A 25,947-nucleotide genomic window follows, 5' to 3' on the forward strand; every position below is an offset into this window, starting at 1 on the left:
GGAGTGGTGCGGGCGGGCCGCCGCCCCGCGGCCCCCGTCCCGCCGGGCCCTGGCACGGCTGGCTGGAGTGGCGGGCTGGTGGATGGGCGGGGCGGCGGAACGGCGGGCCGGCGCTTGGGTGACCGCGCGGCCCGGCGGGGCGGTCAGGACGGTGGGCGGGCGGCGAACGGCTCCAGGCCGACGTGTTCGCTCGGCGGTCCGGTACGGGCCAGCCGGCGGGCGGCGGCCCGGTCCGCCGGGCGCGGCCCCGGCAGGGTGGCGCTGACGGCGTCCAGCACCTCCGCGTAGTGCGTGCCGCGGTCCTCCAGGGCCAGCCGCAGGAGTTCGACCGCGGCCCGGTGGCCGCGCAGCAGCTTGCTGCCGGCGCGCGGGCAGCGGGCGGCGAACTCCAGGACCAGCGGCAGGTAGTCGGGCAGTTCGGCCGGGTCGGGCTCCCAGCCGGCGGCCCGGTAGACCTCGCGCAGCGCGGCCAGCGCGCCGCCGCGCCGCCGGGTGTCGCCGTCGGTGTAGTACGTCAGGTGCAGGGTGCGCCGGTGGGTGCGGTCGAAGACGTCGGTGTAGTGGGCGGCGGCCTCAAGGACCGGGATCGGCGCCGCCCGCTCGCAGAACCGCAGCAGCGGGCGGGCCGCCGGATGCCGCACCGTACGCAGCCGGTCGGCGATCAGCTCCAGCCGCCGCGGCCACTCCTGGTCCGGGTAGTAGAGCAGCAGCGAGGCGGCCTGGTGGACGGCGGGGGCGCTCATCGGGCGGCCCCGCCACTGCCGCTGCCACTGCCACTGCCACTACCGGTGCCGGGCCCGCCGTGCCGCTGGGCCCCAGCCGGCAAGTAGCTGCAACATGCGCGGTGCATCAGGGAGTTGGCCTGGCGGGTGCGTGAATCCCCGCCTGTCCCGGCGGCCCGGCTCGCCCTGCCCCCGCCGGTTGCCCCGGCGGCCCTGTCCGTCCGCTCGGGCCCAGCCTCCGTGGCCCGCCGCGGGCGCCTGCCGCGGCTCATGCGCCGGCCCCCGAACCCGCGGCCCGGCCGTCGGGGAAGAGCCCGTCGGGGCGGCCACTGCCGTCCCAGTTGAGCAGGTTGACCCGGCCGCGCAGCGCCAGCCCGGCGTGCTCGGGCTCGGGCCCGGCGCCGGGCGTCGCGTGGAAGGCGTCCGCCTCGTACATGCCGGGCCCGCCCGCCCCCTCCAGGCTGCACCCGGTGTCCAGCGGGCTGCCGGGTTCGGCGCTGTAGCTGGTCGGGATGACGTACCGCTCGTCGTACTTGGCGAGCGCGAGCAGCCGGTACATCGCCTCGATGCGCGCCGCGTCCATGCCGACGCTCGCGGCGATGTCCGGATCGGGCTCCTCGCCGAGGTTGTGGCGGCGCATGTGGGCCCGCATCGCGCCCAGCGTGCGCAGCGCGGCGGCCACCGGCTCCGGGTCGCCCGCGGTGAACAGCTCGGCCAGGTAGGAGATCGGGATGCGCAGCGAGTCGATGGCGCCGAACAGGTTGGCCGCGTCCTCGCCGTCGTGCCCGCTCTTGGAGAGCGCGTCCACGATGGGTGACAGCGGCGGCACGTACCAGACCATCGGCATCGTGCGGTACTCCGGATGCAGCGGCAGCGCAACCCGGTACTCGCTGATCAGGGCGTGCACCGGGGAGCGGCGGGCGGCGCTGATCCAGTCGTGCGGGATGCCGGACGCCTCGGCAGCCCGCACCACCTCCGGGTCGTTCGGGTCGAGGAAGCAGTCGAGTTGGGCCTCGTACAGGTCCTTCTCGTCGGGCGTCGCCGCCGCCTGGTCCACCCGGTCCGCGTCGTAGAGGATCACGCCCAGGTAGCGCAGCCGGCCCACGCACGTCTCGGAGCACACGGTCGGCTCGCCCGCCTCGATGCGCGGATAGCAGAAGGTGCACTTCTCGGCCTTGCCCGAGGTGTGGTTGAAGTAGACCTTCTTGTACGGGCAGCCGCTGACGCACATCCGCCAGCCGCGGCAGCGGTCCTGGTCGACCAGGACGATGCCGTCCTCGATGCGCTTGTACATCGCGCCCGACGGGCACACCGCCACGCACGACGGGTTCAGGCAGTGCTCGCAGATCCGCGGCAGGTAGAACATGAACGCGTCCTGGTACTCCAGCCGCACCGTCTCGCTGATCCGCTCAAGCAGCGGGTCCTTCGCGGTGTGCTCGGGGCCGCCGCCGAGGTCGTCGTCCCAGTTGGGGCCGGCGCCGATGGACATCGGTCGACCGTCGATCTGGGAGTGCGGCGGCGCGGTGGGCACGTCGTCGCCCAGCGGTGCGTCGGTCAGGTTGGCGTAGTCGTACGTCCACGGCTCGTAGTAGTCGTCCAGCGTCGGCAGCTCCGGGTTGGCGAAGATCCGGGAGAGCCGGCGCAGCCGGCCGCCGGAGCGCGGCACGAGCTTGCCGCGCTTGAGCTCCCAGCCGCCGCGCCAGGTGTCCTGGTCCTCGTACCGCCTGGGGTAGCCCTGGCCCGGGCGGGTCTCGACGTTGTTGAACCAGACGTACTCGGTGCCCTGCCGGTTGGTCCACGTCTGCTTGCAGGTGACCGAGCAGGTGTGGCAGCCGATGCACTTGTCGAGGTTCATGACCATGGCGACCTGGGCCATCACGCGCCCGAAGGGCGCTTCGCGCGGGGGCATCAGTAGTCGACCTCCTGCGAGCGGCGGCGGATGACCGTGACCGCGTCGCGCTGGTTTCCGGTGGGGCCGTAGTAGTTGGGGGCGAAGGAGAGCTGTGCGTAGCCCCCGATGAGGTGGGTGGGTTTGATCAGCAGCCGGGTCAGCGCGTTGTGCACGCCGCCGCGCCGGCCGGTCGTCTCCGACTTGGGCACGTTCACCAGCCGTTCCTGCACGTGGTACATGAACACCGTGCCGGCCGGCATCCGGTGCGAGACGATCGCCCGGGCCACCACGACGCCGTTGGCGTTGACCGCCTCGATCCAGTCGTTGTCCGCGACCCCGATCGCCTCGGCGTCCTCCGGGCTCATCCAGATCACCGGCCCGCCCCGGGCCAGCGTCTGCATCAGCAGGTTCTCCTGGTACTCGGAGTGGATGGACCACTTCGAGTGCGGGGTGAGGTAGCGGACGGTCACCGAACGTTCGGTGCCGGCGCCCTTGCGGGGGCGCTCGCCGAGGGCCGGCATGTTCAACGGCGGTTTGAACACCGGCAGTTGCTCGCCGAACTCGACCATCCAGGAGTGGTCGAGGTAGAAGTGCTGGCGCCCGGTGAGGGTGTGCCAGGGCTTGCCGTGCTCGGTGTTGATCGTGAAGGGCGAGTAGCGCCGCTCGGCGCCCTCCTTGCCCGACCACTCGAAGCTCGCGCCGACCTGCACCGGCCTGGCCTGCGTGTCCGAGAAGACGATCCGCCGGTCGGCCACCGAGGCGGCGAGTTGGGACAGCTCGGAGCCGGCCCCCACCCGCTCGGCGAGCTGCTCGAAGCCCTCGGCCGCCAGCCGCCCGTTGGTGGTGCCGGACAGCGCGAGGATCGCCTCGCACATCTTGACATCGGTGTCGAGGAGTGGCCGGCCGCGCGCCGCGCCCGCGGTCGCGGTGCCACAGCGCTGGGCCAGCCAGCGGGCCTCGGGCTCCGGGCGGACCGTGACGCCCTTGACGACGATGCCGAGCTCCTCGGCGAGCGGCCCGAAGGCGGCCATCTTGTCGCCGATCGCCGTGTAGTCCCGCTCGACCACGGTGACCTGCGGCATCGTCTCGCCCTCGGGCGGCGCCTCGCCGGGCGTGTCGTGCTGGAGCGCGGTGGCCACCAGGTCGTACCGGGTGTCCAGGTGCCCCTTGGCCAACTCGCTCAGCTTGCGGGCGATGCCGTGGAAGATGTCGAAGTCGGTACGGGCCTGCCAGGGCGGGTTGATGGCCGGCGAGAACGCGTGCACGTACGGGTGCATGTCGGTGCTCGACAGGTCGTGCTTCTCGTACCAGGTCGCCGCCGGCAGCACCAGGTCGGCGAAGAGCGTGGTGGAGGTCATCCGGAAGTCGAGCGCGAGCAGCAGGTCGAGCTTGCCGCGCGGCCCCTCATCGCGCCAGGTGACCTCGCTCGGCCTGGACCCCGGCGGGGCCTCGTCGGCGTCCGCGTTGTCGTCGGCGCCCAGCAGGTGGCGCAGGAAGTACTCGTTGCCCTTGGCGGAGGAGCCGATCAGGTTGGCCCGCCACACCGTCAGCACCCGCGGCCAGTTCTCCGGCGCGTCCGGGTCCTGGCAGGCGTAGCCCAGCCGGCCGGCCGCGATCTCCTCGGCCGCCCAGTCCGCCGGGTTGCGCCCGGAGGCGCGGGCCGCCTCGCCCAGCTCTAGCGGGTTGCCGGCGAACGTCGGGTAGGAGGGCATCCAGCCGCGCCGCGCCGACTCGGCCACCAGGTCAGCGGTGTGCCGCCCGGCGAACAGGCCCTGCCCGGTGGGCGAGGCCAGCGCGTCGGCCGGTGCGCTCTCGTACCGCCACTGGTCGGTGTGCACGTACCAGTACGGGGTGCCGGCCATCTGCCGCGAGGGACGCACCCAGTCGGCGGCGGTGGCCATCTGCTGCCAGCCGGCGTACGGGCGGACCTTCTCCTGCCCCACGTAGTGCGCCCAGCCGCCGCCGTTGACGCCCTGGCAGCCGGTGAGCAGCAGCAGCGACAGGAACGAGCGGTAGATGGTGTCGGAGTGGAACCAGTGGTTGGTGCCCGCGCCCATCACGATCATGGACCGGCCGCGGGTCTGCTCAGCGGTGCGGGCGAACTCCCGCGCGGTGCGGATCGCCGCCTGCGCCGGCACCGAGGTGATCGTCTCCTGCCAGGCGGGCGTGCACGGCACCGAGGCGTCCTCGTACGACAGCGGCCACTGGCCCACCTGGTCGCCGCGGCGCACCCCGTAGCGGGCCAGCAGCAGGTCGAAGACGGTGGTCACCAGGCGGTCGCCGATCCGGCGGACGGGCACCGAGCGGTGCAGCGAGCCGGCCTGCTCGGCGTCGAACCGGGGCAGCACCACCTTGGCCAGCGGCGCCGAACCGTCCTCGCGGTGGAAGGTCAGCAGCGGGTCGACCGCGCCCAGGTCCAGGTTCCAGCGGCCCTCGCCGCCCTTGCCCCAGCGGTCGCCCAGCGTGCCCGGCGGCACCACCACCTCGTCGGTCGCCGCGTCCACCAGCACCGGCTTGTAGCGGCCGGTGCCCGGCGCGTCGCCCGCGTCCAGGCCCAGGTCGGCCGCGGTGAGGAAGGTGCCGGGCGTGTAGCCGTCGGTGCCGTGCGGGGCGAGCTCCACCAGGAACGGCAGGTCGGTGTAGCGCTTGCCGTAGTCGAGGAAGTACGGGACCTGCCGCTGCACGAAGAACTCGGTGAGGATCACGTGCCCCATGGCCATCGCCAGCGCGCCGTCGGTCCCCGGGTGCGGGTGCAGCCACTCGTCGGCGAACTTGGTGGCGTCCGCGTAGTCGGGCGAGACCACCACGACCTTCTGGCCGCGGTAGCGGGCCTCGGTCATGAAGTGCGCGTCCGGGGTGCGGGTGACGGGCACGTTGGAGCCCCACAGCATCAGGTACGCCGCGTCCCACCAGTCACCGGACTCCGGTACGTCCGTCTGGTCGCCGAACACCTGCGGCGAGGCCACCGGCAGGTCCGCGTACCAGTCGTAGAAGGACAGCATCGGCGCGCCGATCAGCGCGTGGAAGCGGGCGCCGACCGCGTGCGAGGCCATCGACATGGCGGGGATCGGTGAGAAGCCGGCGATCCGGTCCGGGCCGTGCTCGCGCAGGGTGTGCACATGGGCCGCGGCGGCGATCTCCAGCGCCTCCTCCCAGCCGATCCGCACCAGACCGCCCTTGCCGCGGGCCGCCTGGTAGCGGCGCCGCTTGACGGGGTCGCCGGTGATCTCGGCCCAGGCGGCCACCGGGTCGCCGAGCCGCTGCTTGGCCTCCCGGTACAGCTCCACCAGCACGCCGCGGGCGTGCGGGTAGCGGACCCGGGTGGGCGAGTAGGTGTACCAAGAAAAAGAAGCGCCGCGCGGACATCCGCGCGGCTCGTACTCGGGCCGGTCAGGGCCGGTAGTGGGATAGTCCGTCGCCTGGGTCTCCCAGGTGATCAGGCCGTCCTTGACGTAGACCTTCCAGGAGCACGAGCCCGTGCAGTTGACCCCGTGGGTGGAGCGCACCACCTTGTCGTGGGCCCAACGGTCCCGGTAGGGGGAATCGTTGACGCTCTGGTCCGTGCGGTAGACCGCACGGGAATCGGGGCTGACCGGAGCCTTGTGCAGCATCCGCCCCATGCCCAACAGGGCGCGCTCGGCGGCGTCCGCCGACCGCCCGACACGTAACCCGAACCTGTCCGAGGCCACCAGGGGCCCCCTCTCCGCCGCATGCCGAATTGCTCAGCGCAGCCTGGCCCAGGCCAGGGGCAAGCGGAAGCGGCCGACACGCTTCTTGACGGGACCGGTCACAGTGCTTTGCACACCGTTTAAAGCTGATTTTGGCCGGAACCGAGCGAGCTCAGCGGAGCCGACGGCCTACGCCGCGTGAACCTCCGGGCAACGCCCGTCATGGCCGCCGTGACCAGCAGCCATGCCCCGCCCGCGACCCAGCCCATGACCTCGCCGACGGTGCCCAGGCCGGCCACGTCGGCGGCCTCGGCGAGGGTGTGGCTGGCCACCGCGTACATGCCGAGGGGGAAGACGATGCACCACTGCGTCGGCTCGTACCGGAGCGGCACCCGGTGCCTGAGGTGCCGCCAGTATCCGGCCCACAGCAGCACCGGGAAGAGCAGCGTCGCCCAGCCCCAGAGCACCAGCAAGATCGCCACCAGGGCCCGGTGCGGCCCCGTCGACCAGCCGAGTTGCACCACCTGCGCGCCGGCCAGGATGGTGATCGCGCAGGCGCCCATGGCCACCCAGTACGCCGGCGTCAGCCCCTGCGGCGGCACCGGGTGCCGCCGCAACCGCCAGCCGATGACGCCGAGCACCGCCCCGTACAGACAGCCGCCGGCCACCCAGACGGCGAGCAGCAGCCCGGCCGCCACCTCGCCGTGCCACAGCGCGGACCCGGCCACCACGGTGGACTGGAGGCCGACCGCGCACAGGAACCAGGTGCCGTCGGCCAGCCCCAGCGCACCGGGCGAGCGCCGCAGCGTGCCCGGCACCCACAGCGCGAGCCGCGCCCAGGCGACCATCGCGACCAGGCACAACACCAGGGCTGCGGCCCGTACCCCCTCGATGGCGAGCCGCGCCGCGAGCACCTCGGCGCCGGCCACGAAGGTGAAGAAGCCGAACACCTTCGCCGGCGCGGCCACGTCCGCCAGGAGCTGCGGTCGATGGGCCGCGGCCCGCCAGGCCAGGGCCGCGGCGAGGACGACGAACCAGGCCACGCCCAGCCCGAAGAGCGCCCGGGAGAGCCGTCCTGCGCCGTCGATCCCGAGCGCCCGGGAGACGATGCCGGTCGCCATCACCGGGGCGAAGCAGGCCGGTGGCAAGGCGCGCACCCGGTCCCTGAACCCCCACGTCCATGTCATGAACGCAGCGTGCCATCGACCGCGCCCGGCTCGACCCCACCGGTACGCCTGCGTCCCCGTTGTCCCACGGGGAACCGGCCATGCGCAGCCGCGATCGGGGGCCCGGGGGAGATGGCCGACGCTTTACCGCCACGTGGGCAACGCTATGCCGATCTCCTGGAGTTGTCGCCGGCAGGCCCCGCACCCGAACGCCGCGCGACCGGCGCACGCGGGCGCGCGGGGCGTACGGGACAGGGCCCGAAGGCTCCGGTGGCACCGGGTGTCCCAGGGGGGCGCGCGACGTTGTGGCGGGCCGTTCGGCCGGTACGGATACGCGCCGCGGGCCAGCGGTACGGGGAGGGCGGCCGGCCCGGATGCGCCCCCGGGGCGGGGGCTTTCCCGGGCGGGGAGCGGTTGCTTCCGGACGCCGCGGGAAGGCGGGCCCTCGCGGGCGGCGGCGTGGGAGGCGGAGCCCCGTTCGGCGGGGCTGGGGCCGCCGTTGGGCGGAGCAGGGGCCGTCGTCGGGCGGCGGGTGCGGCGCCCCGCGGGGCTGGGCCGCACGACCGCGCCGAGCCTGCTAGCTTCTACATCGTTGTAGAGGTTTTCCGTTGCCGCTACGAAGGCGCCGTCCGGCAGCCGTGCGATGACATGAGGAGAAGTTACCGATGGCCCTGTGGGACAAGCTCAAGGAATCCGCGTCCTCGATGCAGACCCAGCTCATGGCGAAGAAGAACGAGCTGAAGAGCGGCGCGTTCCGGGACGCGAGCATGGCGATGTGCGCGCTGGTCGCCGCCGCGGACGGCTCCGTCGACCCGGCCGAACGGCAGCGCGTCGCCTCGCTGATCGCCACCAACGACGTGCTCCAGAACTTCCCCGCCGACGACCTCCAGCGCCGCTTCAACGAGTACGTCGACAAGCTCACCGCGGACTTCGCGCTCGGCAAGGTGTCCGTGGTCCAGGACATCGGCAAGGTCAAGAAGAAGCCGGTGGAGGCGCGGGCCGTCATCCAGATCGGCATCGTCATCGGCGGCGCCGACGGCGACTTCGACCTGACCGAGCAGGCCGTGGTCCGCGAGGTCTGCTACGCGCTCGACATCGCGCCGACCGAGTTCGACCTCTAGGTCGGCGGGTCACTGACCGGCTCGCCCCTCGGACGGGCGGGCCGCACGGGTGCGTGGGGGCGGTGACCGGAGGGGACGCCGGCGCATCGCCAGGCCCCGCCCGCGCACCTCATCGCGGTGGGGACGTCGGACCGTTCCGACGCCCCCACCGCGATATCCCCCTCCGATCCGCACGCGCTGAGCCGCGTGCGGTCGAGGTCCTGGCGTCCGCCGGCCGCGGTCCGGGCGCCCCGCCGCGGGCCCGGACCGCGACCGGCGGCCTACGTCGCGGACTAGTAGATGCCCGGCGCGAACTTCGCGGCCACGTCCCGCCCGTAGTCCTTGAAGCCGCCGAAGCTCCGCTCCACCTGCGCCTTCTCCTGCGCGTTCGGGTAGCGGTTGGTGCAGGTGGTGCCGGCCGAGGCGCCGGACATCAGGCTGGAGCACGGGCCGGGCTTCACATCGGGCAGGCCGAGGATGTGGCCGAGCTCGTGCGAGGAGATGCGGATCGTGTTGTGGCCCTGGTTGACGGCCTGGCGGCCTATCCACACCCGGCCGTTGCCGAGCGAGGTGGGTTGGGCCCGCGGCCACCCGTTGTCGGCGACCACGATGATGTTCGCCCGCTGGCCCGGCTGCACGGCCTTGAGCTGCACGTTCTTCACGCTGGTGTTCCAGGCTTCGGCGCCCTGGTTCACCGCGTCCTTGAACTCGGCGGCACCGCTGGCGTCGTAGGTGACCACCCGGGCGGCGGTCCGCTCGGCCTGCGCGTCGGCGGAGCCGGTTGCGGACGCGGTCTGCACACCCGTACCGACCAGCAGGCCCGTGGTGCAGAGCGCGAGCGATGCGCGAAGGATCTTCCGGGAATTCATACGCTTCTCCACTCGATGGATGGACTTGTCGGCGGTGCGCGCCGGCACGGCGGGGGCCGGCCGGTGCGGTGCCGTACGCCGTGCTGACCGCGGCCCCGGCGGAGGCGCGCTGGGCGCCGCCGCGTTGACCGTGCGCGCCGACCGCAGGACCGGTGCGCGGGCCGCACGCCGCGGCGGACGAGCACCGCGGAGGCCGGGACCCCGGGGAAGGCGTGCGAGCGTGCCGCGAACGGCACACCGGCAGGGCCGTGCGAGGTGCGGGAGCTTGAAGAGCCTGTGAGAGCCGCCGGGGTCCCGTGGGGTGGGATGGGGTGGTGGGGGCAGGGAGGGGCCGGGCAGGAGCGGTGGGGGCCCGGGCTCCACGGGTGGCAGCCGAGAGTGACGGTACCGTTCCGCACCGGCTGCGTGGAGATAGCAATTATCTATAACACGGTGACCTGAGGGGCCCGCCGAGCCGCTGCCCGGGCCCGGGCCAGCAGCCCCCAACTCGCCGCCATGGATGACTAGTTATCGCTCTGGGAGAAGTCGTGAAGAACGTGAAGAATCCTCGACCGGCGCGCCGTTCGGCAGACGATCCGTACGGCATCAGATGCGGCATCAGATGAGGAGAAACCCTTGCGATCGATCACGTTGGGTGTGGCTCTCGGTGTGGCGGCGTTGACCTTGGCCGCGGGGGCGAGCGGGCCGGCCGCCGCCGAACCCGCGGCCGGTGGTAAGGCTCTGACCTGGACCTTCCTCGCGGACGGCCCGGGCGACACGGTGCAGGTGGGCGGCGGCCCGCTGGCCGACCCGTACCAGGGCGACACCTCGACCAGCACGGCGCTGCCGGTGCTCTGCCTGAAGGTGGACGGCAGCCCGGTGCCCGCCGGGCTCACCCCGAACTTCTTCGCCGGGTGGTCCCGCGGACACGTCGCGGTCAGCAACCCGGTCCGCGGCAACCGGCTGACCAGCCTCGCCGTGGCGAACAGCGTGTGCGAGAACACCTTCGGCACGGGCTGGCGGTTCGCCGAGTTCCACGACGGGCGGTACGGGCCGAACCTGGCCGACACCGGCGGCTGGAGCTTCTGGGCCCACGGAGACGTACCGGTCGGCACCCGCTTCTGGACCCACATCAACGACCAGCCGGCCAACCCTTGGAACTGAGCGGACGGGCCAATTGCCGGAATCGGCCGACTGCTTGAGCCAACTGACCAACCAATGACGCCCGACCGACCGGCTGGCCGTACGGACCGGCTGATGGACTGGCTGGTTGGTGGGCCGGCTGGCCGAGCTGATCGATCCGCCGGGTGGCCCGGGCCCGACCGTTCGTCGGGTCCGGGCCGTGCGCCCCGCCCGCCGCCGCTAGCCCGCGGCGGGCGCGTCGGCGTCCGCGGCCGAAGCGGTCGCGGCAGGGGAGGCAGCCGCGGCAGGGGAAACAGTGGGGGATTCGGTCGTCGCAGCGGGGGAGGCGGCGGGGGAGCCGGTGGCCGACGCCTCCGCACCAGCCTCCGCCTGCGCCTCCGTTTCCGTACGCGCCGCCCGTTCCCGTTCGTCGCGGACCCGGCCGCCCCAGCGGATCACCGGGGCCATCGCGGCGGACACGGCGACGAACAGGCCGCCCAGCAGAATCCAGCCGGGGGCGCCCCAGTAGACGACGAGGCCGGTGAGGATCAGGGGGCCGAGCATTTCGGCGACGGTGATGCCGTTGCCGAAGAACGCCTGGTACTGGCCCGTCTTGCCCTTGGGCGCCAGGCCGAAGCTGACTTCCCATTCGCCGGCGGCCTGCATCATCTCGCCGACCACCATCAGCCCGGCGGCGACCACCAGCAGGATGCCGGCCGACCAGGCGGAGTCCCAGCTTCCGGAGAACGCGAAGGCCACGCAGGCACCGGCCAGCAGGAAACTGCCGAGCAGCAGGTACCGGGTCGCGCTGACCAGGTCCTTGACGCCTTCCGAGACCCGTACCTGGAACAGCGCCACCACCACCGTGTTCAGCATCAGCATCACCGACAGCAGCGATATCGGCGCCTCGGTGTGCTTGGTGATCCACAGCGGCAGCGCGACCGCGATCAGCGGCACGTACAGCAACAGCACCGTGTTCAGCACGCTGAGCACCACGTACGGGGCGTCCCGGAAGACCGACTTGCTGGTCGACTTGCCGTCCGCGTCCCGGGTTTCGGAGGCCGGCACCGGGGGCACGGCCGGCAGCCGGTACAGGATGTACGCGGCGAGCACGAAGGCGAGCGAGTTGACGACGAAGGCCGCGTAGTAGGCGCCGCGGGTGTCGAAGAGCAGGACCAGACCGCCGAGCCCGGCGCCGATCGTCATTCCGGCGTTGTAGCTGGACTGCACGTACGCCCGGACCCGGGTGACCTGGTCCGCCGGCACCAGGCCGGCCAGCAGCGCCTGTTCGGCCGCCGAGCCGCCGCGCTGGCTGACCGCGTACGCGCACGAGGCGATGACGAACGGGATGAAGGAGGAGACGAAGATGAAGGAGAGCAGCGACAGCGCCGCGCAGCCGAACAGCGTGACGGAGGTGCCCCGCGGGCCCATCCGGTCGGCCGCGTGGCCCAGCGGCACGCTCAGGACGAGCGCCGCCGACCAGCCGATCGTCATGCCCAGGCCCATCTGGATCGGGGAGAGGCCGACGACGCGGGTGAAGAACAGCGCCGCACAGATGTTGTAGGCCCCGTCACCCAGGCGGCACACCAGTTGCGCGAGGGCGAGGCCGCGCGGTGGGCCGGCGGGTGGGATCAGATCCTTGAACACATCGCTCCTTTAGACCTGTGAGACCGGGCTGACCGGTGCCAGGCGGCGGACGCGTGACGGCGCGCCCGGGTACGTCTCGGGGCTTGGCTTGGGACGGCGGCGCGGCCCGCCGCCCCACGGGGCGCACCCCGCGTGCCGGGGTGGCACGGGGGTGCGTTCCCGGGGACTGCGGCGCACGCGCGCGCGGGACCCGCGAACGGGAATTCAGAAACGGGCAGCAGAACGGGAGAAGACAGCGGAAGAGAGCAGGGAGAAGGGGGCAGCTAAGGGGGAAGGGGGTGCGGGGCCGGTGCGTCCGCGGTGCGGCGCGGGCCCGAGGCGCGGTGACTGCGCACGACGAAGGCCGGCAATCCGGCGGTCATCCCACCGGCACCGGCCACGGGTGCGGCCCTCCGCGGCCCCCGCCGACTTCTTCGGCGTCTGTCTGACCCACACCGGTCAGCTCACACGGGCTCAGCGGACGGCCTCGTTACGGCCCCACTTGACGGCCACAAGATATGCGCGGGCCGCGCGGGGACACAAGGGCGACCTGGCCGGCCGGGCCCGCGCCCCGGCCGGCCTCCCACTCTGGTCCTGCCTCGCGCTAACCCTGCACGGTCGGCAGCGGTTCCAGCGCGATGTCAGGGCGCAGTCCGGCGAGGAGTTCGGTGATGGTCGCCGCGATGGCCTCGGTGTGGGCGGCCTCCTCGCCCGGGCAGCCGAGGACGACGAGCAGGGCCTCCCGGTCGTCGGCGGCGAGTTGGCGCTCGGCCGAGTCGCAGTCGCGGCGGCCGAGCCAGGCGAACGGCTCCACGGGCCCCGCCGCGTCCACCCCGGCGGCCGGCTCAGGACCGGCTCCAGAGGCCGCGCCAGCCGCACCGGCCGCACCGGCCGCGCCAGCCGCACCGGCCACGCCAGCCGTGCCCGGCGTGCCCGCCGCACCATCCGTACCCGCCGCACCAGCGGCCCCCGCGCCCCGCGTCCCGTACACCAGGTCCCCGGACGGTACCGGCCGCGAGCGGGTGGAGAAGGCCGGGACGATGCGTTCGCCGCCCGCCGCGCGGGTCACCACCAGGTCGCGGCCTGCGTCGGCGGGCAGCAGGCGGTGCAGGCCGATGCCCGCGCCGTGGCGCAGCGTCGCCACGCTCACCGCGTCCACCACGGCGCCGTGCGAGCGCCAGCCGCGGGTGGCGAGGAGTTCCCGCAGCCGTTCGCCGGCCGGCACCACCTCCGGGTGGCCGAGGCCCGCCAGCAGCTTGCGGTAGCCGGGCGGGAGCGGCGCGGCGGCGTCGTGGCCGGCCGCCACCTGTTCGGCGGTCAGACCGTCCCCGCCGAGCAGCGGGGCGGTGGCGGTCAGCCGCCAGGCGCGGGAGTGGTGCAGCCCGAGTGCGCGGGCCTCCGGCGAGACGAGCAGCCTCATGGGGTTCTCCTGGAAGGGCAGTTGGTCGGTACGAGGGCCGTCCTGGCGCGGCCGGCGCGGCGTATGCACCGGTTGCCGGCCTTTGCGCACGCGACCGATCTCGCCCCGGCACATCACGAGGAGTGCGTGCGCCGGGGGCGCGGGCCGAGTGCGCACACCATGGCCGCATACATCATCGGTGTGTTTCGTCGCGGGGGGAGCATGGCATGTCCACGTACCTCGACCAACGGGAAGCGGACGTCCGTTCGTTGATCGGTGAGTGGATCAGGAGCGACGACTTCAGTTGCCTGGCGGGCAAGGCGTCGTTGCGCAGGGACTTGATCACCTACGGGGTGTTGGGCGCGCTCGGGGAGCCGGAGACGACCGCGGCCCTGCACCGCGCGCTCGCGGACTTCGTCGCGAACGGCCTGCGGCCCGATGAGGACTTCGCCACCTTCATCGCGGTCTTCGACGGCCCGTCCGGTCTGGACGAGGAGGAGTTCGAGGCGGCGCTCTGGCGCCAACTCGCCGAACTGCACGCGCTGGACCGGCAGCGGTACGCCTGGACGCCGGAGGCCGACCGGGACCCGGCCTCGCCGCGCTTCGCGTACAGCGTCGCCGGCCACCCGTTCTTCGTGGTGGGCCTGCACGAGGGTGCCTCGCGGATCACCCGCAGGGCCCCGTACACGGCGCTGGCCTTCAACTCGCACCAGCAGTTCGAGCGGTTGAAGCTGACCGGGGTCTACCAGGGGCTGCAACGGCGGATCAGGGAGCGGGAGGTGCGGCTCCAGAGCTCCATCAATCCCAACCTCGGCGAGTTCGGGCAGGAGTCGGAGGCGCGGCAGTACGCGGGGCGGGCGACGACGCCGGGGTGGCGTTGTCCGTTCCGGCCGGATGGTGTGGACACCTGACGTAGGGGCGTGCCCGTCGCTTCCGTAAGGGTCAACCCCCTGCTGTCCCGCGGTGGCCGATTGGCGGTGTTTCGCAGGGAGCAGGGGCCGCCACCGGCCGGCTCGGACGCCTATTTCCAGCCGAATGGCAGGTAGGGGTCCCGTCCTGGCCGAGACCGGAAATGCGCTGCCGGTGCGGGCTGGCTGGCGGGTTTGGACCTGGTCGATCGGCCAGGGCGGGGTGGCAAGGGCGCCGAACTGGCCACCCGCGCCCGGCCGGGACGCGGGCGTGGACAGAGCCTGTGATCTTGGTCATAGCTGCGTCCCGTAACTCGATGGCAACCTGCGGCTACGGACATCAGCGGCGCCGGGGTGGCACCTCAGGCGCCCCGGTCGACTCCCTCCGTCGCGGCGGTCACCAGCGCGAAGGGGGAGGGGCGGGGGTTCCCGGCCCATGGCGCAGTCCAGCGCAATCCGCCGGCGGGGGGACCGCCGTGTGATCGAACGGAACCATGCTCAGTGCACGCGGCGCGGGCGGGCTACCGGCCTGGCGCTTGACCGGGACATGACGAAAAACTGACCGTACGAGAGAGCGGTTCTCCGCCGGAGGGCCGCCCGTGCTCGGGGGAGTCTGATGAGCGACGACCGGCGTTTTCGCGTGGTGATCAACGACGAGGAGCAGTACTCCGTGTGGCCGCTCGGCCGCGAAGTGCCGGCCGGCTGGCGGGCCGAGGGGTTCGAGGGCGACAAGCCGCAGTGCCTGGCGCACATCGACGAGGTGTGGACCGACATGCGTCCGGCCAGTCTGCGCCGCGCCGCGCACACCCCCTCCTGACCGGGTATCCCAGGCCCGACGCCGCGCCGCGGCGATGGGTCCCGCCGGCCCGTCGACAGCGTGTCGAGCGCTGGACCGAACCACCCCACTGTCCTGTCGTGAAAGGCAGATGAGCAACGCCATGGTGCGACACCTGATTTCCACCAAGGACCTCACCGACGCGGAGCTGCGCGCACTGGTCGAGCGCGGCGCCGAGTTCGCCGGCGGACCCGTCCGCGCCGGTGACCAACTGGCCGGCCTGATCGCCGGCATCCACTTCCTGAAGACCTCCACCCGCACCCGTACCTCGTTCTCGGCCGCGGCGCTGCGACTCGGCGCCCAGCTCATCTCCTTCGGCCCCGGCGACCTCCAGACCAACACCGGCGAGACCCTGGAGGACACCGCCGAGGTGCTGTCCCGGATGCTCGACCTGCTGGTCGTGCGGACCGCCGGCGACCCCGCCGAACTGCGGGCCTTCGCCCGGCAGGACCGGATGGCCGTGGTCAACGCGATGACCGCGGACGAGCACCCCACCCAGGCGATAGCGGACCTGACCACGCTGCTCACCCACTTCGGCAAGATCGAGGGGCTGCACGTGTGCTACGTGGGCGAGGGCAACAACAGCGCCGCCGCGCTCGCCCTCACCCTCAGCCGCTTCCCGGACGTCTACCTGGAGCTGCGCACCCCGCCCGGCTACGGCCTCGACCCGCAGGTGCTGCACCAGGCGCACCGCAACGCGCAGCACAGCGGGGCCCGGGTGGAGGAGTCGCACTCCATGCAGAGCGCACCGGTGGACGCCGACGCCATCTACACCACGCGCTGGCAGACCACCGGCACCAACAAGCCCGACCCGAACTGGCGCACGGTGTTCGCGCCGTTCCAGGTGACCGAGGCGCTGTGGGCCAAGAGCCCGGACGCGGTCTTCCTGCACGACCTGCCCGCCCACCGCGGCGAGGACGTGACCGCCGAGGTGCTCGACGGCCCGCACAGCCTGGCCTTCGACCAGTCGGAGAACAAGATGTACGCGGCGATGGCCGTCCTGGAGTGGTGCGCGGCCAGACGCTGACCACCACCGATCACCACCTGGCCGCTGGCGGCGGCGTGCGGGGTGCCCCCGGGGGCGCCCCGCCCACCGGACGGGGGACGCCCGGCGCTGACTGCTGCCCTCGGACCGGTGTTGCCGAGCTGATCACATCGAAGCGGGGAGAGCAGATTCCGGTGAATCCACTGCCCGCCACCGAGTCCGCAGCGGCTTGGGTGGCCTGGAACGACACGGCCCGTGAGGGGCTGCACGCGACGCTTCCCGAACTGGTGGAAGCCCAGACCCGCACGACCCCCGACCACCCGGCGGTCCACTACGACCGCACGGTGCTCACCTACCGCGAACTGGGCGACAGGGCCAACCGGTTGGCCCGGCTGCTGATCGCCCGCGGCGCCGGCCCCGAGGAGCTGGTGGCCGTCGCACTGCCCCGCTCCGCCGAGACGGTGGTGGCCCACCTGGCGGTGGCCAAGGCGGGCGCGGCGTACGTGCCGATCGACATCGACCACCCGCAGGCCCGCATCGCCGCCCTGCTCGCCTCGGTCGCGCCGCGCACGGTGCTCACCACCGCGGCCCTGGCGCCGCAGTTGCCCGCCGGCACCCCGTGCCTGGTGCTGGACGACCCGGCGGGCGCGGCGCTGCTCGCCGCGCAGGACGCGGCCGACCTCACCGACGCCGAGCGGCTGGGCCCGCTGCGGCCCGAGCACGCCGCGTACGTCATCCACACCTCGGGCTCCACCGGCGCCCCCAAGGGCGTCGTGGTCACCCATGCGGGGCTGGCCAGCCTGGCCGCCGACCACATCGAGCGGTTCGGGATCGGCGCGGGCGACGGCGTGTTGCAGTTCGCCTCCTTCCACTTCGACTGCTCGGTCGGCGACATGCTGATGGCGCTCTGCTCGGGCGCCGCGCTGATCATCCGGCCGCAGGACTGCCTGGCCGGGCACGAGGTGGCCGCCCTCATCGAGCGCACCGGAGCCACCCACGTCACCATCCCGCCGCAGGTGCTGACCGCCCTGCCGCCGGCCGACTACGGCACCCTGCGCACCATCGCCACCGCCGGCGACGTCCTCACCGCGGCGCTGGTGGACCAGTGGGCGCCGGGCCGGCGGATGTTCAACGCGTACGGGCCCACGGAGGCGACGGTGGACGCGGTCGCCACCGAGGTCGTCGCCGGTGCCGCCAACGGCAGCGGTGCCGCCGACCCGCCGATCGGCCGACCCGTGGTCAACACCCAGGTGTACGTGCTCGACGCCGACCTGCACCCGGTGCCGGTCGGCGAGGAGGGCGAGCTGTTCATCGCGGGCGCCGGCCTCGCCCGCGGCTACCTGAACCAGCCTGGGCTTACCGCAGAACGGTTCCTGCCCTGCCCCTTCGGCCGCCCCGGCGCGCGCATGTACCGCACCGGCGACCTGGCCCGCTGGCGCGCCGACGGCGAGCTTGAGTTCCGCGGCCGGGTCGACCAGCAGGTCAAGATCCGCGGCTTCCGGATCGAGCCGGGCGAGGTGGAGGCCGCACTGGCCACCCACCCGCAGGTCGCGCACTGCGTGGCGGTCGCCCGCGAGGACCGGCCCGGCACCAAGCGGCTGGTCGGCTACGTGGTCCCGACCGCCGGCGCCGCCCCCGAGCCGGCCGCGCTCCGCGCGCACCTGGCCGAGCGCCTCCCGGACCACCTGGTGCCCAGCGCCGTCGTCGTCATCGACGCCTTCCCGCTCAGCCGCAACGGCAAGCTGGACCGGGCCGCGCTGCCGGCGCCCGAACTGGCCGGCACCGCCACCGGCCGCGCCCCGCGCCCCGGGCCCGAGCACCTGCTGTGCACGCTCTTCGCCGAGGTGCTCGGCGTTCCCCGGGTCGGACCCGACGACGCCTTCTTCGACCTCGGCGGGGACAGCGTGCTGGCCATCCGACTGGCCGCCCGGGTCCGCGAGGCCGGCTGGCTGCTCGCGCCCAGGGACGTGTTCACGCTCCAGCGGGCCGCTGCCCTCGCCGACCGCCTCACCCCGGCGCCCGAGCCCGCGGCGGAGCCCGCGCCCGCCACGGCGAACGCCGGCGGCCCCGGCCTGCTCACGCTCAGCCAGGAAGACATCGACGACCTCACGGGGGAGTGGGCCAATGAGTTCTGAGGGCAACGGACTGACCGGCATCTGGCCGCTGTCGCCCCTCCAGGAGGGCATGCTCTTCCTCGCGCTGTACGACGAACAGTCCGCCGGCGCCTACATGCCGCAGCTCGTCATCGAACTGGAGGCGGCGGAGGGCGGCGTCGCGGCCGACACGCTGCGGCTCGCCCTCGACGCGCTGCTGGCCAGGCACGAGAACCTGCGGGCCTGCTTCCGCATCGCCAAGAAGCAGGGCACCCCCGCCCAACTCATCCCGGCCACCGTCCGGGTGCCGCTGCACGAGGTGGACCTGACCGGGCTCGCCGAGGCCGACCGGGCCGCCGAACTCGACCGCGTGATGGCCGCCGACCGGGCCGTCCCCTTCGACCTCGGCAAGCCGCCGCTGCTGCGCGCCACCCTCATCCGGCACGCCGCCACCCGCTGGCGGCTGGTCCTCACCCACCACCACATCCTGCTCGACGGCTGGTCGGTGCCGCCGCTGGTGGACGAGTTGCTGACGCTCTACCGGCAGCGCGGCCAGCACACCGGGCTGCCGCAGGTCGTCTCGTACCAGCGCTATCTGGAGTGGCTGGCCGGGCAGGACCGGACGGCGGCCCGCGCCGCCTGGCGCACGGCGCTCGCCGACCTCGACGGGCCCACCCTGGTCGCCCCGGACCCGGCACAGCGCCCCGGCCCGCACCACGCACCGGCCCAAGTCCCCGCCGTACGCGGCCTCGGGCAGCCCGCCGGGCAGCCCGCCGCCCAGGCCCCGCCGCAGCCCCGCACCATCGAGGCCAGGATCGACGCCGCGACCACCGCGGCGCTCACCGGCCGGGCCCGTGCCGCCCTGCTCACCCTGGGCACCGTCGTCCAGGGCGCCTGGGCGCTCGCCATCGCCCGGCTGACCGGCCGCGACGACGTCGTCTTCGGCGTCACCGCATCGCACCGGCCGGCCGAGATACCGGGCGTCGACCAGATCGTCGGGCTGCTCATCAACACCGTGCCGGCCCGGCTGCGGATCACCCGCACCGCCCCGCTCGCCACCTTGCTGCGCACCCTCCAGGACGAGCAGGCCGCGCTGCTGCCGCACCACGGCATCGGCCTCACCGAGATCCAGCAACTCGCCGGCCAGGGAAGCCTGTTCGACACCCTGATGGTGTTCCAGAACTACCCGCAGCGGCCCACGACGGACGGCCCGGGGCCGCGGCTTGTGGAGGCGTACGACATCGACGCCACCCACTACCCGCTCGGCCTGACCGTGCTGCCCGGCGCCGAGTTGGTGCTGCGCGTGGACCACCAGCCGCACGTGCTCGACGCGGGCACCGCCGACCGGCTCACCGACTGGCTGGTCCGGCTGCTCCGGGCGTTCGCCGCCGACCCTCAGCAGCCGCTGAACGCCGTCGACCTGCTCGGCCCGGCCGAGCGCGACCGGCTGCTCGTGCAGTGGAACGACACCGCCCGCTCCGTGCCGCCGCTGACCCTGGTCGACCTGTTCGAGGCGCAGGCGGCGCGCACCCCGGACGCGGTCGCCACCGCCTTCCGCGGCCGGGCCCTGACCTTCGCCGAGCTCAACGCGCAGGCCAACCGGCTGGCCCGGGTGCTGGTCGAGCGCGGCGCCGGGCCCGAACGCCTGGTGGGCCTGAGCCTGCGGCACTGCGCCGAGCTGATGCCCGCGGTGCTCGCCATCCAGAAGACCGGCGCCGCCTACGTGCCCGTCGACCCGGAGTACCCGGCCAGCCGCATCGCCCACCTGGTCGGCGACGCGGCGCCGGTCCTGGTGGTCACCACCGCCGCCGACGCGGCCGTCCTGCCCGCCGGCACGCCCACCTTCCTGCTGGACGCCCCGGAGCTGCCGGCCGACCTCGCCGGGCGCGCCACCACCGACCTCACCGACGCCGACCGGACCGCGCCGCTGACCCCGGCGAACGCCGCGTACGTCATCTACACCTCGGGCTCGACCGGCACCCCCAAGGGCGTGGTCATCGAGCACCGTAACGCCGTCAACCTGTTCCACAACCACCGCAGCGAGTTCTTCCGGCCGGCCGCCCGCCGGGCCGGGGCCGAGCGGCTGCGGCTCGCGCTGGCCGCCTCGATCTCCTTCGACGCCTCCGTCGCCGGCATGTTGTGGATGCTCGACGGGCACGAGGTGCACCTGGTGGACGAGGAGAGCCGGTACGACCCGGCCGCCTTCGTCCGCTTCACCCGCGAAGCGCGCATGGACATCGTGGACGTCACGCCCTCCTTCGCCGAACAACTGGTGCTCGCCGGGCTGTTCACCGGCCGCCACCCGGCGGTCCTGGTGATGGGCGGCGAGGCCGTCGGCGAACGCCTCCTCGCCGACCTGGAGGCGGTGCCCGGGCTTGAGGTCTACAACTGCTACGGCCCCACCGAGTGCACCGCGGACGCCACCAGCCCGCAACGGCTGCGCGGCTCCACCGGCATCGACATCGGCCGCCCGGTGTGGAACGGCCGCGTCTACGTACTGGACGAGGACCTGGCGCCCACCCCGGTCGGCGTCGTCGGCGAGCTGTACGTGGCCGGCGCCGGCGTCTCCCGCGGCTACCTGCGCCGCCCGGGCCTGACCGCCGACCGCTACCTGCCCTGCCCGTACGGCACCGGCGGGCGCATGTACCGCACCGGCGACCTGGTGCGCTGGCTGCCCGGCGGGACCCTGGAGTACGTGGGCCGGGCCGACGAACAGGTCAAGATCCGCGGCTTCCGGGTCGAACTCGGCGAGATCGAGACCGTACTGCTGCACCACCCGCAGGTCGCGCAGGCGGCCGTGGTCGCGCGCGACGGCGCCAGCGGCGGCGGCAAGCAACTGGTCGCCTACGTCGTGCCGCCGGACGGCGCACCCGTGGCGCCCACCACGGGCGCCGGCGCCTTCCCCGCCGAACTGCGCCGCTTCGCCGCCGACCGACTGCCCGACTACATGGTGCCGGTGGCCGTCGTGGTCATCGACGCGCTGCCGCTGTCGCCCAACGGCAAGCTGGACCGCCGCCGGCTGCCCGCGCCCGAACTCGCCGGCCGGGCCGACAGCCGCCCGCCGCGCACCGCGCTGGAAGAGGCGCTGTGCGCGCTGTTCGCCGAGACCCTGGGCGGCGACCGGATCGGCATCGACGACAGCTTCTTCGACCTGGGCGGCAACTCGCTGCTCGCCATGCGCCTCACCTCCCGGGTGCGGACCGTGCTCGACGCCGACCTGCCGGTACGGGCCGTCTTCGACGCCCCCACGGTGGCCGGCCTCGCCGACCGGCTCGACGCTGCGACGGGCGCCAAAGCGGGCACCGTCAGCGCCCCGGCCCTGCGGCCGAGGCCGCGCGGCGCCAGCGCCCCGGCCTCCTTCGGCCAGCGCCGGCTGTGGCTCCTGGACACCCTGGACCCCGAGCGCTCCCCGTACAAGATCCCGCTGGCCATCCGGCTCGAAGGCACCCTGGACCGGGCCGCGCTCGGGCGGGCGCTGGCCGACGTGGTGGGCCGGCACGAGGTGCTGCGCACCGTCTACCCCGAGCGCGACGGCGAACCGCACCAGGTGGTGCTGGACGCCGGCGCCGCCGCCCCCGAACTGGCCGCGCGGCCGGCCACCGCGGACGGGCTGCCCGCCGCGCTGGTCGCCGAGACGCTGCGCCCCTTCGACCTGCGCACCGAACCGCCGCTGCGCGCCACCCTGTTCGACCTGGGCGACCAGGCGCAGGTGCTGCTGCTCGTGGTGCACCACATCGCGGCCGACGGCTGGTCGATGGGCCCGCTCGGCCGGGACCTGTCCCTGGCGTACGCGGCCAGGCGCGCCGGCCGGGAGCCGGACTGGCAGCCGCTGCCCGTCCAGTACGCCGACTACGCCGCCTGGCAGCAGGAGCGGCTCGGCGCGGCCGACGACCCGGGCAGCCCGCTCGCCACCCAGCTCGCCCACTGGCGCGCCGCGCTCGCCGGGCTGCCGGCCGAACTGCCGCTGCCCACCGACCGGCCGCGGCCCGCCACCAGCGGCAACGCCGGCGGGGTCGAGCCGTTCACCATCGAAGCGGCACTCCACACGGCCCTCACCCGCCTCGCCGCGGACCGGCAGGCCAGCCTGTTCATGGTGGTCCAGGCGGCGCTCGCGGCGCTGCTGCACCGGCTGGGCGCCGGCACCGACATCCCCATCGGCACCCCCGTCGCCGGCCGCGTGGACGCCGCCCTGGACGACCTCGTCGGCTTCTTCGTCAACTCGCTGGTGCTGCGCACCGACGTCTCCGGCGACCCGACCTTCGAGCAGCTCCTGGCCCGGGTGCGGCAGGTGGACCTGGCCGCGTACGCGCACCAGGACGTGCCCTTCGAGCGGCTGGTGGAGGAGCTGGCCCCGGCCCGGGTGCCCGGCCGCAACCCGCTCTTCCAGATCGAACTGGGCGTACTGGAGGACCCCGGCGACACCGTGGAACTCGCCGGGCTGACCGCCACCACCCTGCCGGTCGGCGCCGCCACCGTCCCCTTCGACCTCTCCTTCGAACTGACCGCACGCCACACCGCCGCGGGCCCGGCCGGCATCAGCGGCCGGCTGGACTACAGCACCGAACTCTTCGACCCGGACACCGCGCGCACCCTGGTCGAGCGGCTGCTGCTGGTGCTGCGCCAGGTGGCCGCCGCGCCGGCGACCGCCGTCGGCGACCTCGACGTGCTCGGCGCCGCCGAACGGCAACGGCTGCTGGTCGACTTCAACCGCAGCCGGCGGCCCGCCGACCTGACGGACCTGGTCGCCCGCGTCCAGCAGCACGCAGCGGCCACGCCCCGCGCCACCGCCCTGGTGGACGACCGCGGCCCGGTCGACTACGCGACGCTGGCCGGCCGGGCCTCCGCGCTCGCTCGCCGGCTGACCGCGGCCGGCGCGGGCCACGGCGCCGTGGTGGCGGTCTGCGCGCGCCGCTCGGCCGCCGTGCCCACCGCGCTGCTCGGCATCCTCGGCGCCGGCGCTGCCTACCTGCCGATCGACCCCACCGGGCCCGCCGCCCGCAACGCCGACATGCTGGCCCGCAGCGGCGCGACCATCGTGCTCGCGGAGCCCGAATTTGCTTCTACGGCAAGGGAGTTGGGCGAGTCGGCTGGGGGCGTCGGGGTCCTCGAAATCGACGCGGCGTGCGATGCGGCAACCGCGCTGGCCGCGCCCGTCGGCACCCCGGACGACCTGGCGTACCTGCTCTTCACCTCCGGCACCACCGGCCGCCCCAAGGGCGCCATGGTGCACCGCCGCGGGATGCACAACCACCTGCTGGCCAAGGTGGAGGACCTGGACCTGACCGCCGCCGACAGCGTGCTCCAGAACGCGCCGCTCAGCTTCGACATCTCGGTCTGGCAGATGCTCGCCGCCCTCGTCGTCGGCGGCTGCACCCGCATCGCCGCCGACGACCTGGTCGCCGACCCGGACCGGCTCTTCGGGCAGGTCGCGGCGGAACGGACCACCGGCGTCGAGGTGGTGCCCTCGCTGCTGCGCACCGCCCTGGACGGCTGGGACACCACCGGCGAGGGCGTGCCGCTGCCACACCTGCGCTGGCTGATGGTGACCGGCGAGGCGCTCCCCGCCGACCTGTGCGCGCGCTGGTTCGCCCGCTACCCGCACATCCCGCTGGTCAACGCGTACGGCCCCACCGAGTGCTCGGACGACGTCACGCACGCCTGGCTGACCGCGGACGCACCACCGGCCGCCGGCCAGCGGGTGCCCATCGGCCGCGTCATCCGCAACACCGAACTGTACGTGCTCGACCCGCTGCTGCGCCCGGTGCCGCTCGGCGCGGTCGGCGAGCTGTACGTGGGCGGCGACGGCGTCGGATACGGCTACGTCGGCGACCCCGCGAAGACCGCCGACGCCTTCCTCCCCGACCCGTTCTCCGGCCGCCCCGGCGCCCGCCTCTACCGCACCGGCGACCAGGCCCGCTACCGCACGGACGGCCAGTTGGAGTTCCTCGGCCGCAACGACCACCAGGTCAAGATCCGCGGCCAGCGCATCGAACTGGCCGAGGTGGAGGCGGCGCTGCGCGGCGTCACCGGCGTACGGGACGCGGTCGTCACCGTCCGCACCGACCCGGCCGGGCACGACCGGCTCATCGGCTACTACGCGGGCGAGGCCGCACCCGATGAGGTGCGCGCCGGCGTCACCGGGCTGCTCACCGCCGCGATGCTGCCCGCCGCCCTGGTCCCGCTCCCGGCGCTGCCGCTGAGCGACAACGGCAAGGTGGACCGGGGCCGGCTGCCCGCCCCCGACCTGCCGGCCCCGGGCGCCGGCCGGGCCCCGGCGAACGACCGCGAACGCGCCCTGTGCGCGATCTTCGCCGAGGTCCTCGGGGTGCCCGAAGTCGGCGTGGACGACGACTTCTTCGACCTCGGCGGCCACTCGCTGCTCGCCACCCGACTGGCCACCCGGGTCAGGGCGGGGCTCGGCGTGCGGCTGCCGGTGCGGCTGCTGTTCGAGGCGCCCACGGTCGCAGGTCTCGCCGCCGCCCTCGGCAGCGAGGACCGCACGGCCGGTCTGCACGTCCTGCTCCCGCTGCGCCGCACCGGCACCCGCCCGCCGCTCTTCTGCCTGCACCCGGCCACCGGCCTGGCCTGGCCGTACGCCCGGCTCGTCGGCCTGCTGGACGCCGACCGCCCGCTGTACGGCATCCAGGCCCGCCGGCTGACCGAGCCGGCCGCGACCCCCGCCACGCTCGCCGAGATGGCCACCGACTACGCCGCCCAGATCCGCACCGTCCAACCCACCGGCCCCTACCACCTCCTCGGCTGGTCCTTCGGTGGCCGGATCGCGCACGAGGTGGCGGTGCGGCTGCGGGAGGGCGGGCACGAGGTGGCGCTGCTCGCGGTGCTGGATGCGGAGCCGCAGGTGCTGGAGCCGGGAGCGGCCGGGGCGGCTGGCGCTTCGGGAGGGCCCGGGGCGCCGGAGACGCCCGGCGCGCCCGGTGCGCCCGACGTGACCGATGAAGCCGACTTCGTCGCGCACCTCATCCACGAGGCCGGGCTCGACCGCGCCGCCTGGGGCGACCGGCCGCTCACGCTCGACGCGTTGCGCGCGGCCGTGGGCGACGGGGCTCCGGACGCGCTGGCCGTCCTCGCGCCGCTCGCAGGCCTTGAGGAGGAGGCGCTGCGGGCGGTGTACGCGACCTTCCGCAACGAGGCCGGCATCGGCGACCAGCCGCCCGAGCGGCCCTTCGACGGCGACCTGTTGTTCTTCACCGCCGGTCGGGACCTGCCACCGGGTTCCTCGCTCGCGGCCCTCTGGAGGCCGTATGTGACCGGCCGGGTCCATGACCACTTCGTGGACTGCCACCACCTGGAGATGACAGCTTCCGGGCCGCTTGCCGAGATCGCGGCCGTCGTGGAGAAGCACCTCACTACCTTGGGGAGAGCCGCGACCGGGCGCCCGTAACCGCCTCCGAGACCCGCCGTTCCGACCACGAAAGCGCGCACCACCGGACGCGGGCGCAGGCCGTGGCGGCGGCGCCCGCGCCCCGGCCGCGCCCAGCCGCACGCGTCCCGCACGCCCAACAACCCGAAGCTGTCAGGTGTGGACTGGTCCGGGCCCGCGACGATCTCGCCGGCCCGGAAGAA

General features: G+C 74.0%; 14 protein-coding genes. 7 read left to right on the top strand and 7 right to left on the bottom strand.

The genetic code is table 11. From position 1 onward, the window contains the following. Window positions 1-143 precede the first annotated feature (143 nt). From narJ to ACMA1D_RS14510, 4 genes are all read right to left on the bottom strand, one after another. Window positions 144-743, bottom strand: coding sequence for a nitrate reductase molybdenum cofactor assembly chaperone (narJ, locus tag ACMA1D_RS14495; RefSeq protein ID WP_414724364.1), 600 nt, complete (start codon window positions 741-743; stop codon window positions 144-146). A 247-nt stretch (window positions 744-990) separates the two neighbouring features. Continuing rightward, window positions 991-2,631 carry a nitrate reductase subunit beta gene (narH, locus tag ACMA1D_RS14500; RefSeq protein ID WP_414724365.1) on the bottom strand — a complete coding sequence of 547 codons (1,641 nt, stop codon included), beginning with the start codon at window positions 2,629-2,631 and terminating at the stop codon, window positions 991-993. Continuing rightward, window positions 2,631-6,233, bottom strand: coding sequence for a nitrate reductase subunit alpha (locus tag ACMA1D_RS14505; protein ID WP_414724405.1), 3,603 nt, complete (start codon window positions 6,231-6,233; stop codon window positions 2,631-2,633). The genes narH and ACMA1D_RS14505 overlap by 1 nt, the downstream gene beginning before the upstream one ends. A 188-nt stretch (window positions 6,234-6,421) precedes the next feature. Beyond that, window positions 6,422-7,468, bottom strand: coding sequence for a tellurite resistance/C4-dicarboxylate transporter family protein (locus ACMA1D_RS14510; RefSeq protein ID WP_414724366.1), 1,047 nt, complete (start codon window positions 7,466-7,468; stop codon window positions 6,422-6,424). A gap of 644 nt (window positions 7,469-8,112) precedes the next feature. Here ACMA1D_RS14510 and ACMA1D_RS14515 point away from each other — a divergent pair. Then, entirely contained in the window at window positions 8,113-8,568 is a 456-nt protein-coding gene (locus tag ACMA1D_RS14515; RefSeq protein WP_414724367.1) for a tellurite resistance TerB family protein, read from the top strand. Window positions 8,569-8,840: 272 nt separating this feature from the next. Here the strand turns inward: ACMA1D_RS14515 and ACMA1D_RS14520 are convergent, their stop codons facing one another. After that, window positions 8,841-9,416 carry a snapalysin family zinc-dependent metalloprotease gene (locus ACMA1D_RS14520; protein WP_414724368.1) on the bottom strand — a complete coding sequence of 192 codons (576 nt, stop codon included), beginning with the start codon at window positions 9,414-9,416 and terminating at the stop codon, window positions 8,841-8,843. Between the two features lie 615 nt (window positions 9,417-10,031). On the opposite strand from ACMA1D_RS14520, the gene ACMA1D_RS14525 reads away from it, so the two are divergent. Next, window positions 10,032-10,559, top strand: coding sequence for a hypothetical protein (locus ACMA1D_RS14525; protein WP_414724369.1), 528 nt, complete (start codon window positions 10,032-10,034; stop codon window positions 10,557-10,559). A gap of 198 nt (window positions 10,560-10,757) precedes the next feature. Here ACMA1D_RS14525 and ACMA1D_RS14530 read toward each other — a convergent pair whose 3' ends face one another. Next, entirely contained in the window at window positions 10,758-12,164 is a 1,407-nt protein-coding gene (locus ACMA1D_RS14530; protein ID WP_414724370.1) for an MFS transporter, read from the bottom strand. Window positions 12,165-12,747: 583 nt separating this feature from the next. Next, complete coding sequence (locus ACMA1D_RS14535) at window positions 12,748-13,563, bottom strand: hypothetical protein (protein WP_414724371.1); 816 nt, start codon at window positions 13,561-13,563, stop codon at window positions 12,748-12,750. 206 nt (window positions 13,564-13,769) lie between these two features. Between ACMA1D_RS14535 and gntA the strand changes: the two genes are divergently transcribed. From gntA to ACMA1D_RS14560, 5 genes are all read left to right on the top strand, one after another. Continuing rightward, window positions 13,770-14,453, top strand: coding sequence for a guanitoxin biosynthesis heme-dependent pre-guanitoxin N-hydroxylase GntA (gene gntA / locus ACMA1D_RS14540; RefSeq protein ID WP_414724372.1), 684 nt, complete (start codon window positions 13,770-13,772; stop codon window positions 14,451-14,453). A gap of 613 nt (window positions 14,454-15,066) precedes the next feature. Continuing rightward, window positions 15,067-15,267: an MbtH family protein gene (locus tag ACMA1D_RS14545; RefSeq protein WP_414724373.1), complete on the top strand. Its 201-nt coding sequence runs from the start codon at window positions 15,067-15,069 to the stop codon at window positions 15,265-15,267. A 109-nt stretch (window positions 15,268-15,376) separates the two neighbouring features. Continuing rightward, window positions 15,377-16,312 carry an ornithine carbamoyltransferase gene (locus ACMA1D_RS14550; protein WP_414724374.1) on the top strand — a complete coding sequence of 312 codons (936 nt, stop codon included), beginning with the start codon at window positions 15,377-15,379 and terminating at the stop codon, window positions 16,310-16,312. A gap of 152 nt (window positions 16,313-16,464) precedes the next feature. Continuing rightward, on the top strand, window positions 16,465-18,405 hold the full coding sequence (locus ACMA1D_RS14555) for a non-ribosomal peptide synthetase (protein ID WP_414724375.1): 1,941 nt from the start codon (window positions 16,465-16,467) through the stop codon (window positions 18,403-18,405). Next, a complete protein-coding gene (locus ACMA1D_RS14560) occupies window positions 18,395-25,765 on the top strand; it encodes an amino acid adenylation domain-containing protein (RefSeq protein WP_414724376.1) in 7,371 nt (2,456 codons plus the stop codon). Before ACMA1D_RS14555 ends, ACMA1D_RS14560 begins: the two co-directional genes overlap by 11 nt. The last annotated feature ends 182 nt before the right edge of the window (window positions 25,766-25,947 follow it).

This window comes from Streptomyces sp. 796.1, from assembly GCF_047525675.1.
Lineage (GTDB): Bacteria > Actinomycetota > Actinomycetes > Streptomycetales > Streptomycetaceae > Streptomyces.

What these genes read in the sequence shown, in the direction of transcription:
- narJ (WP_414724364.1), bottom strand. Translation starts at nt 743, where the DNA reads ATGAGCGCCCCCGCCGTCCACCAGGCCGCCTCGCTGCTGCTCTACTAC.
- narH (WP_414724365.1), bottom strand. Translation starts at nt 2,631, where the DNA reads ATGCCCCCGCGCGAAGCGCCCTTCGGGCGCGTGATGGCCCAGGTCGCC.
- ACMA1D_RS14505 (WP_414724405.1), bottom strand. Translation starts at nt 6,233, where the DNA reads ATGGGGCGGATGCTGCACAAGGCTCCGGTCAGCCCCGATTCCCGTGCG.
- ACMA1D_RS14510 (WP_414724366.1), bottom strand. Translation starts at nt 7,468, where the DNA reads ATGACATGGACGTGGGGGTTCAGGGACCGGGTGCGCGCCTTGCCACCG.
- ACMA1D_RS14515 (WP_414724367.1), top strand. Translation starts at nt 8,113, where the DNA reads ATGGCCCTGTGGGACAAGCTCAAGGAATCCGCGTCCTCGATGCAGACC.
- ACMA1D_RS14520 (WP_414724368.1), bottom strand. Translation starts at nt 9,416, where the DNA reads ATGAATTCCCGGAAGATCCTTCGCGCATCGCTCGCGCTCTGCACCACG.
- ACMA1D_RS14535 (WP_414724371.1), bottom strand. Translation starts at nt 13,563, where the DNA reads ATGAGGCTGCTCGTCTCGCCGGAGGCCCGCGCACTCGGGCTGCACCAC.
- gntA (WP_414724372.1), top strand. Translation starts at nt 13,770, where the DNA reads ATGTCCACGTACCTCGACCAACGGGAAGCGGACGTCCGTTCGTTGATC.
- ACMA1D_RS14545 (WP_414724373.1), top strand. Translation starts at nt 15,067, where the DNA reads ATGAGCGACGACCGGCGTTTTCGCGTGGTGATCAACGACGAGGAGCAG.
- ACMA1D_RS14550 (WP_414724374.1), top strand. Translation starts at nt 15,377, where the DNA reads ATGAGCAACGCCATGGTGCGACACCTGATTTCCACCAAGGACCTCACC.
- ACMA1D_RS14560 (WP_414724376.1), top strand. Translation starts at nt 18,395, where the DNA reads ATGAGTTCTGAGGGCAACGGACTGACCGGCATCTGGCCGCTGTCGCCC.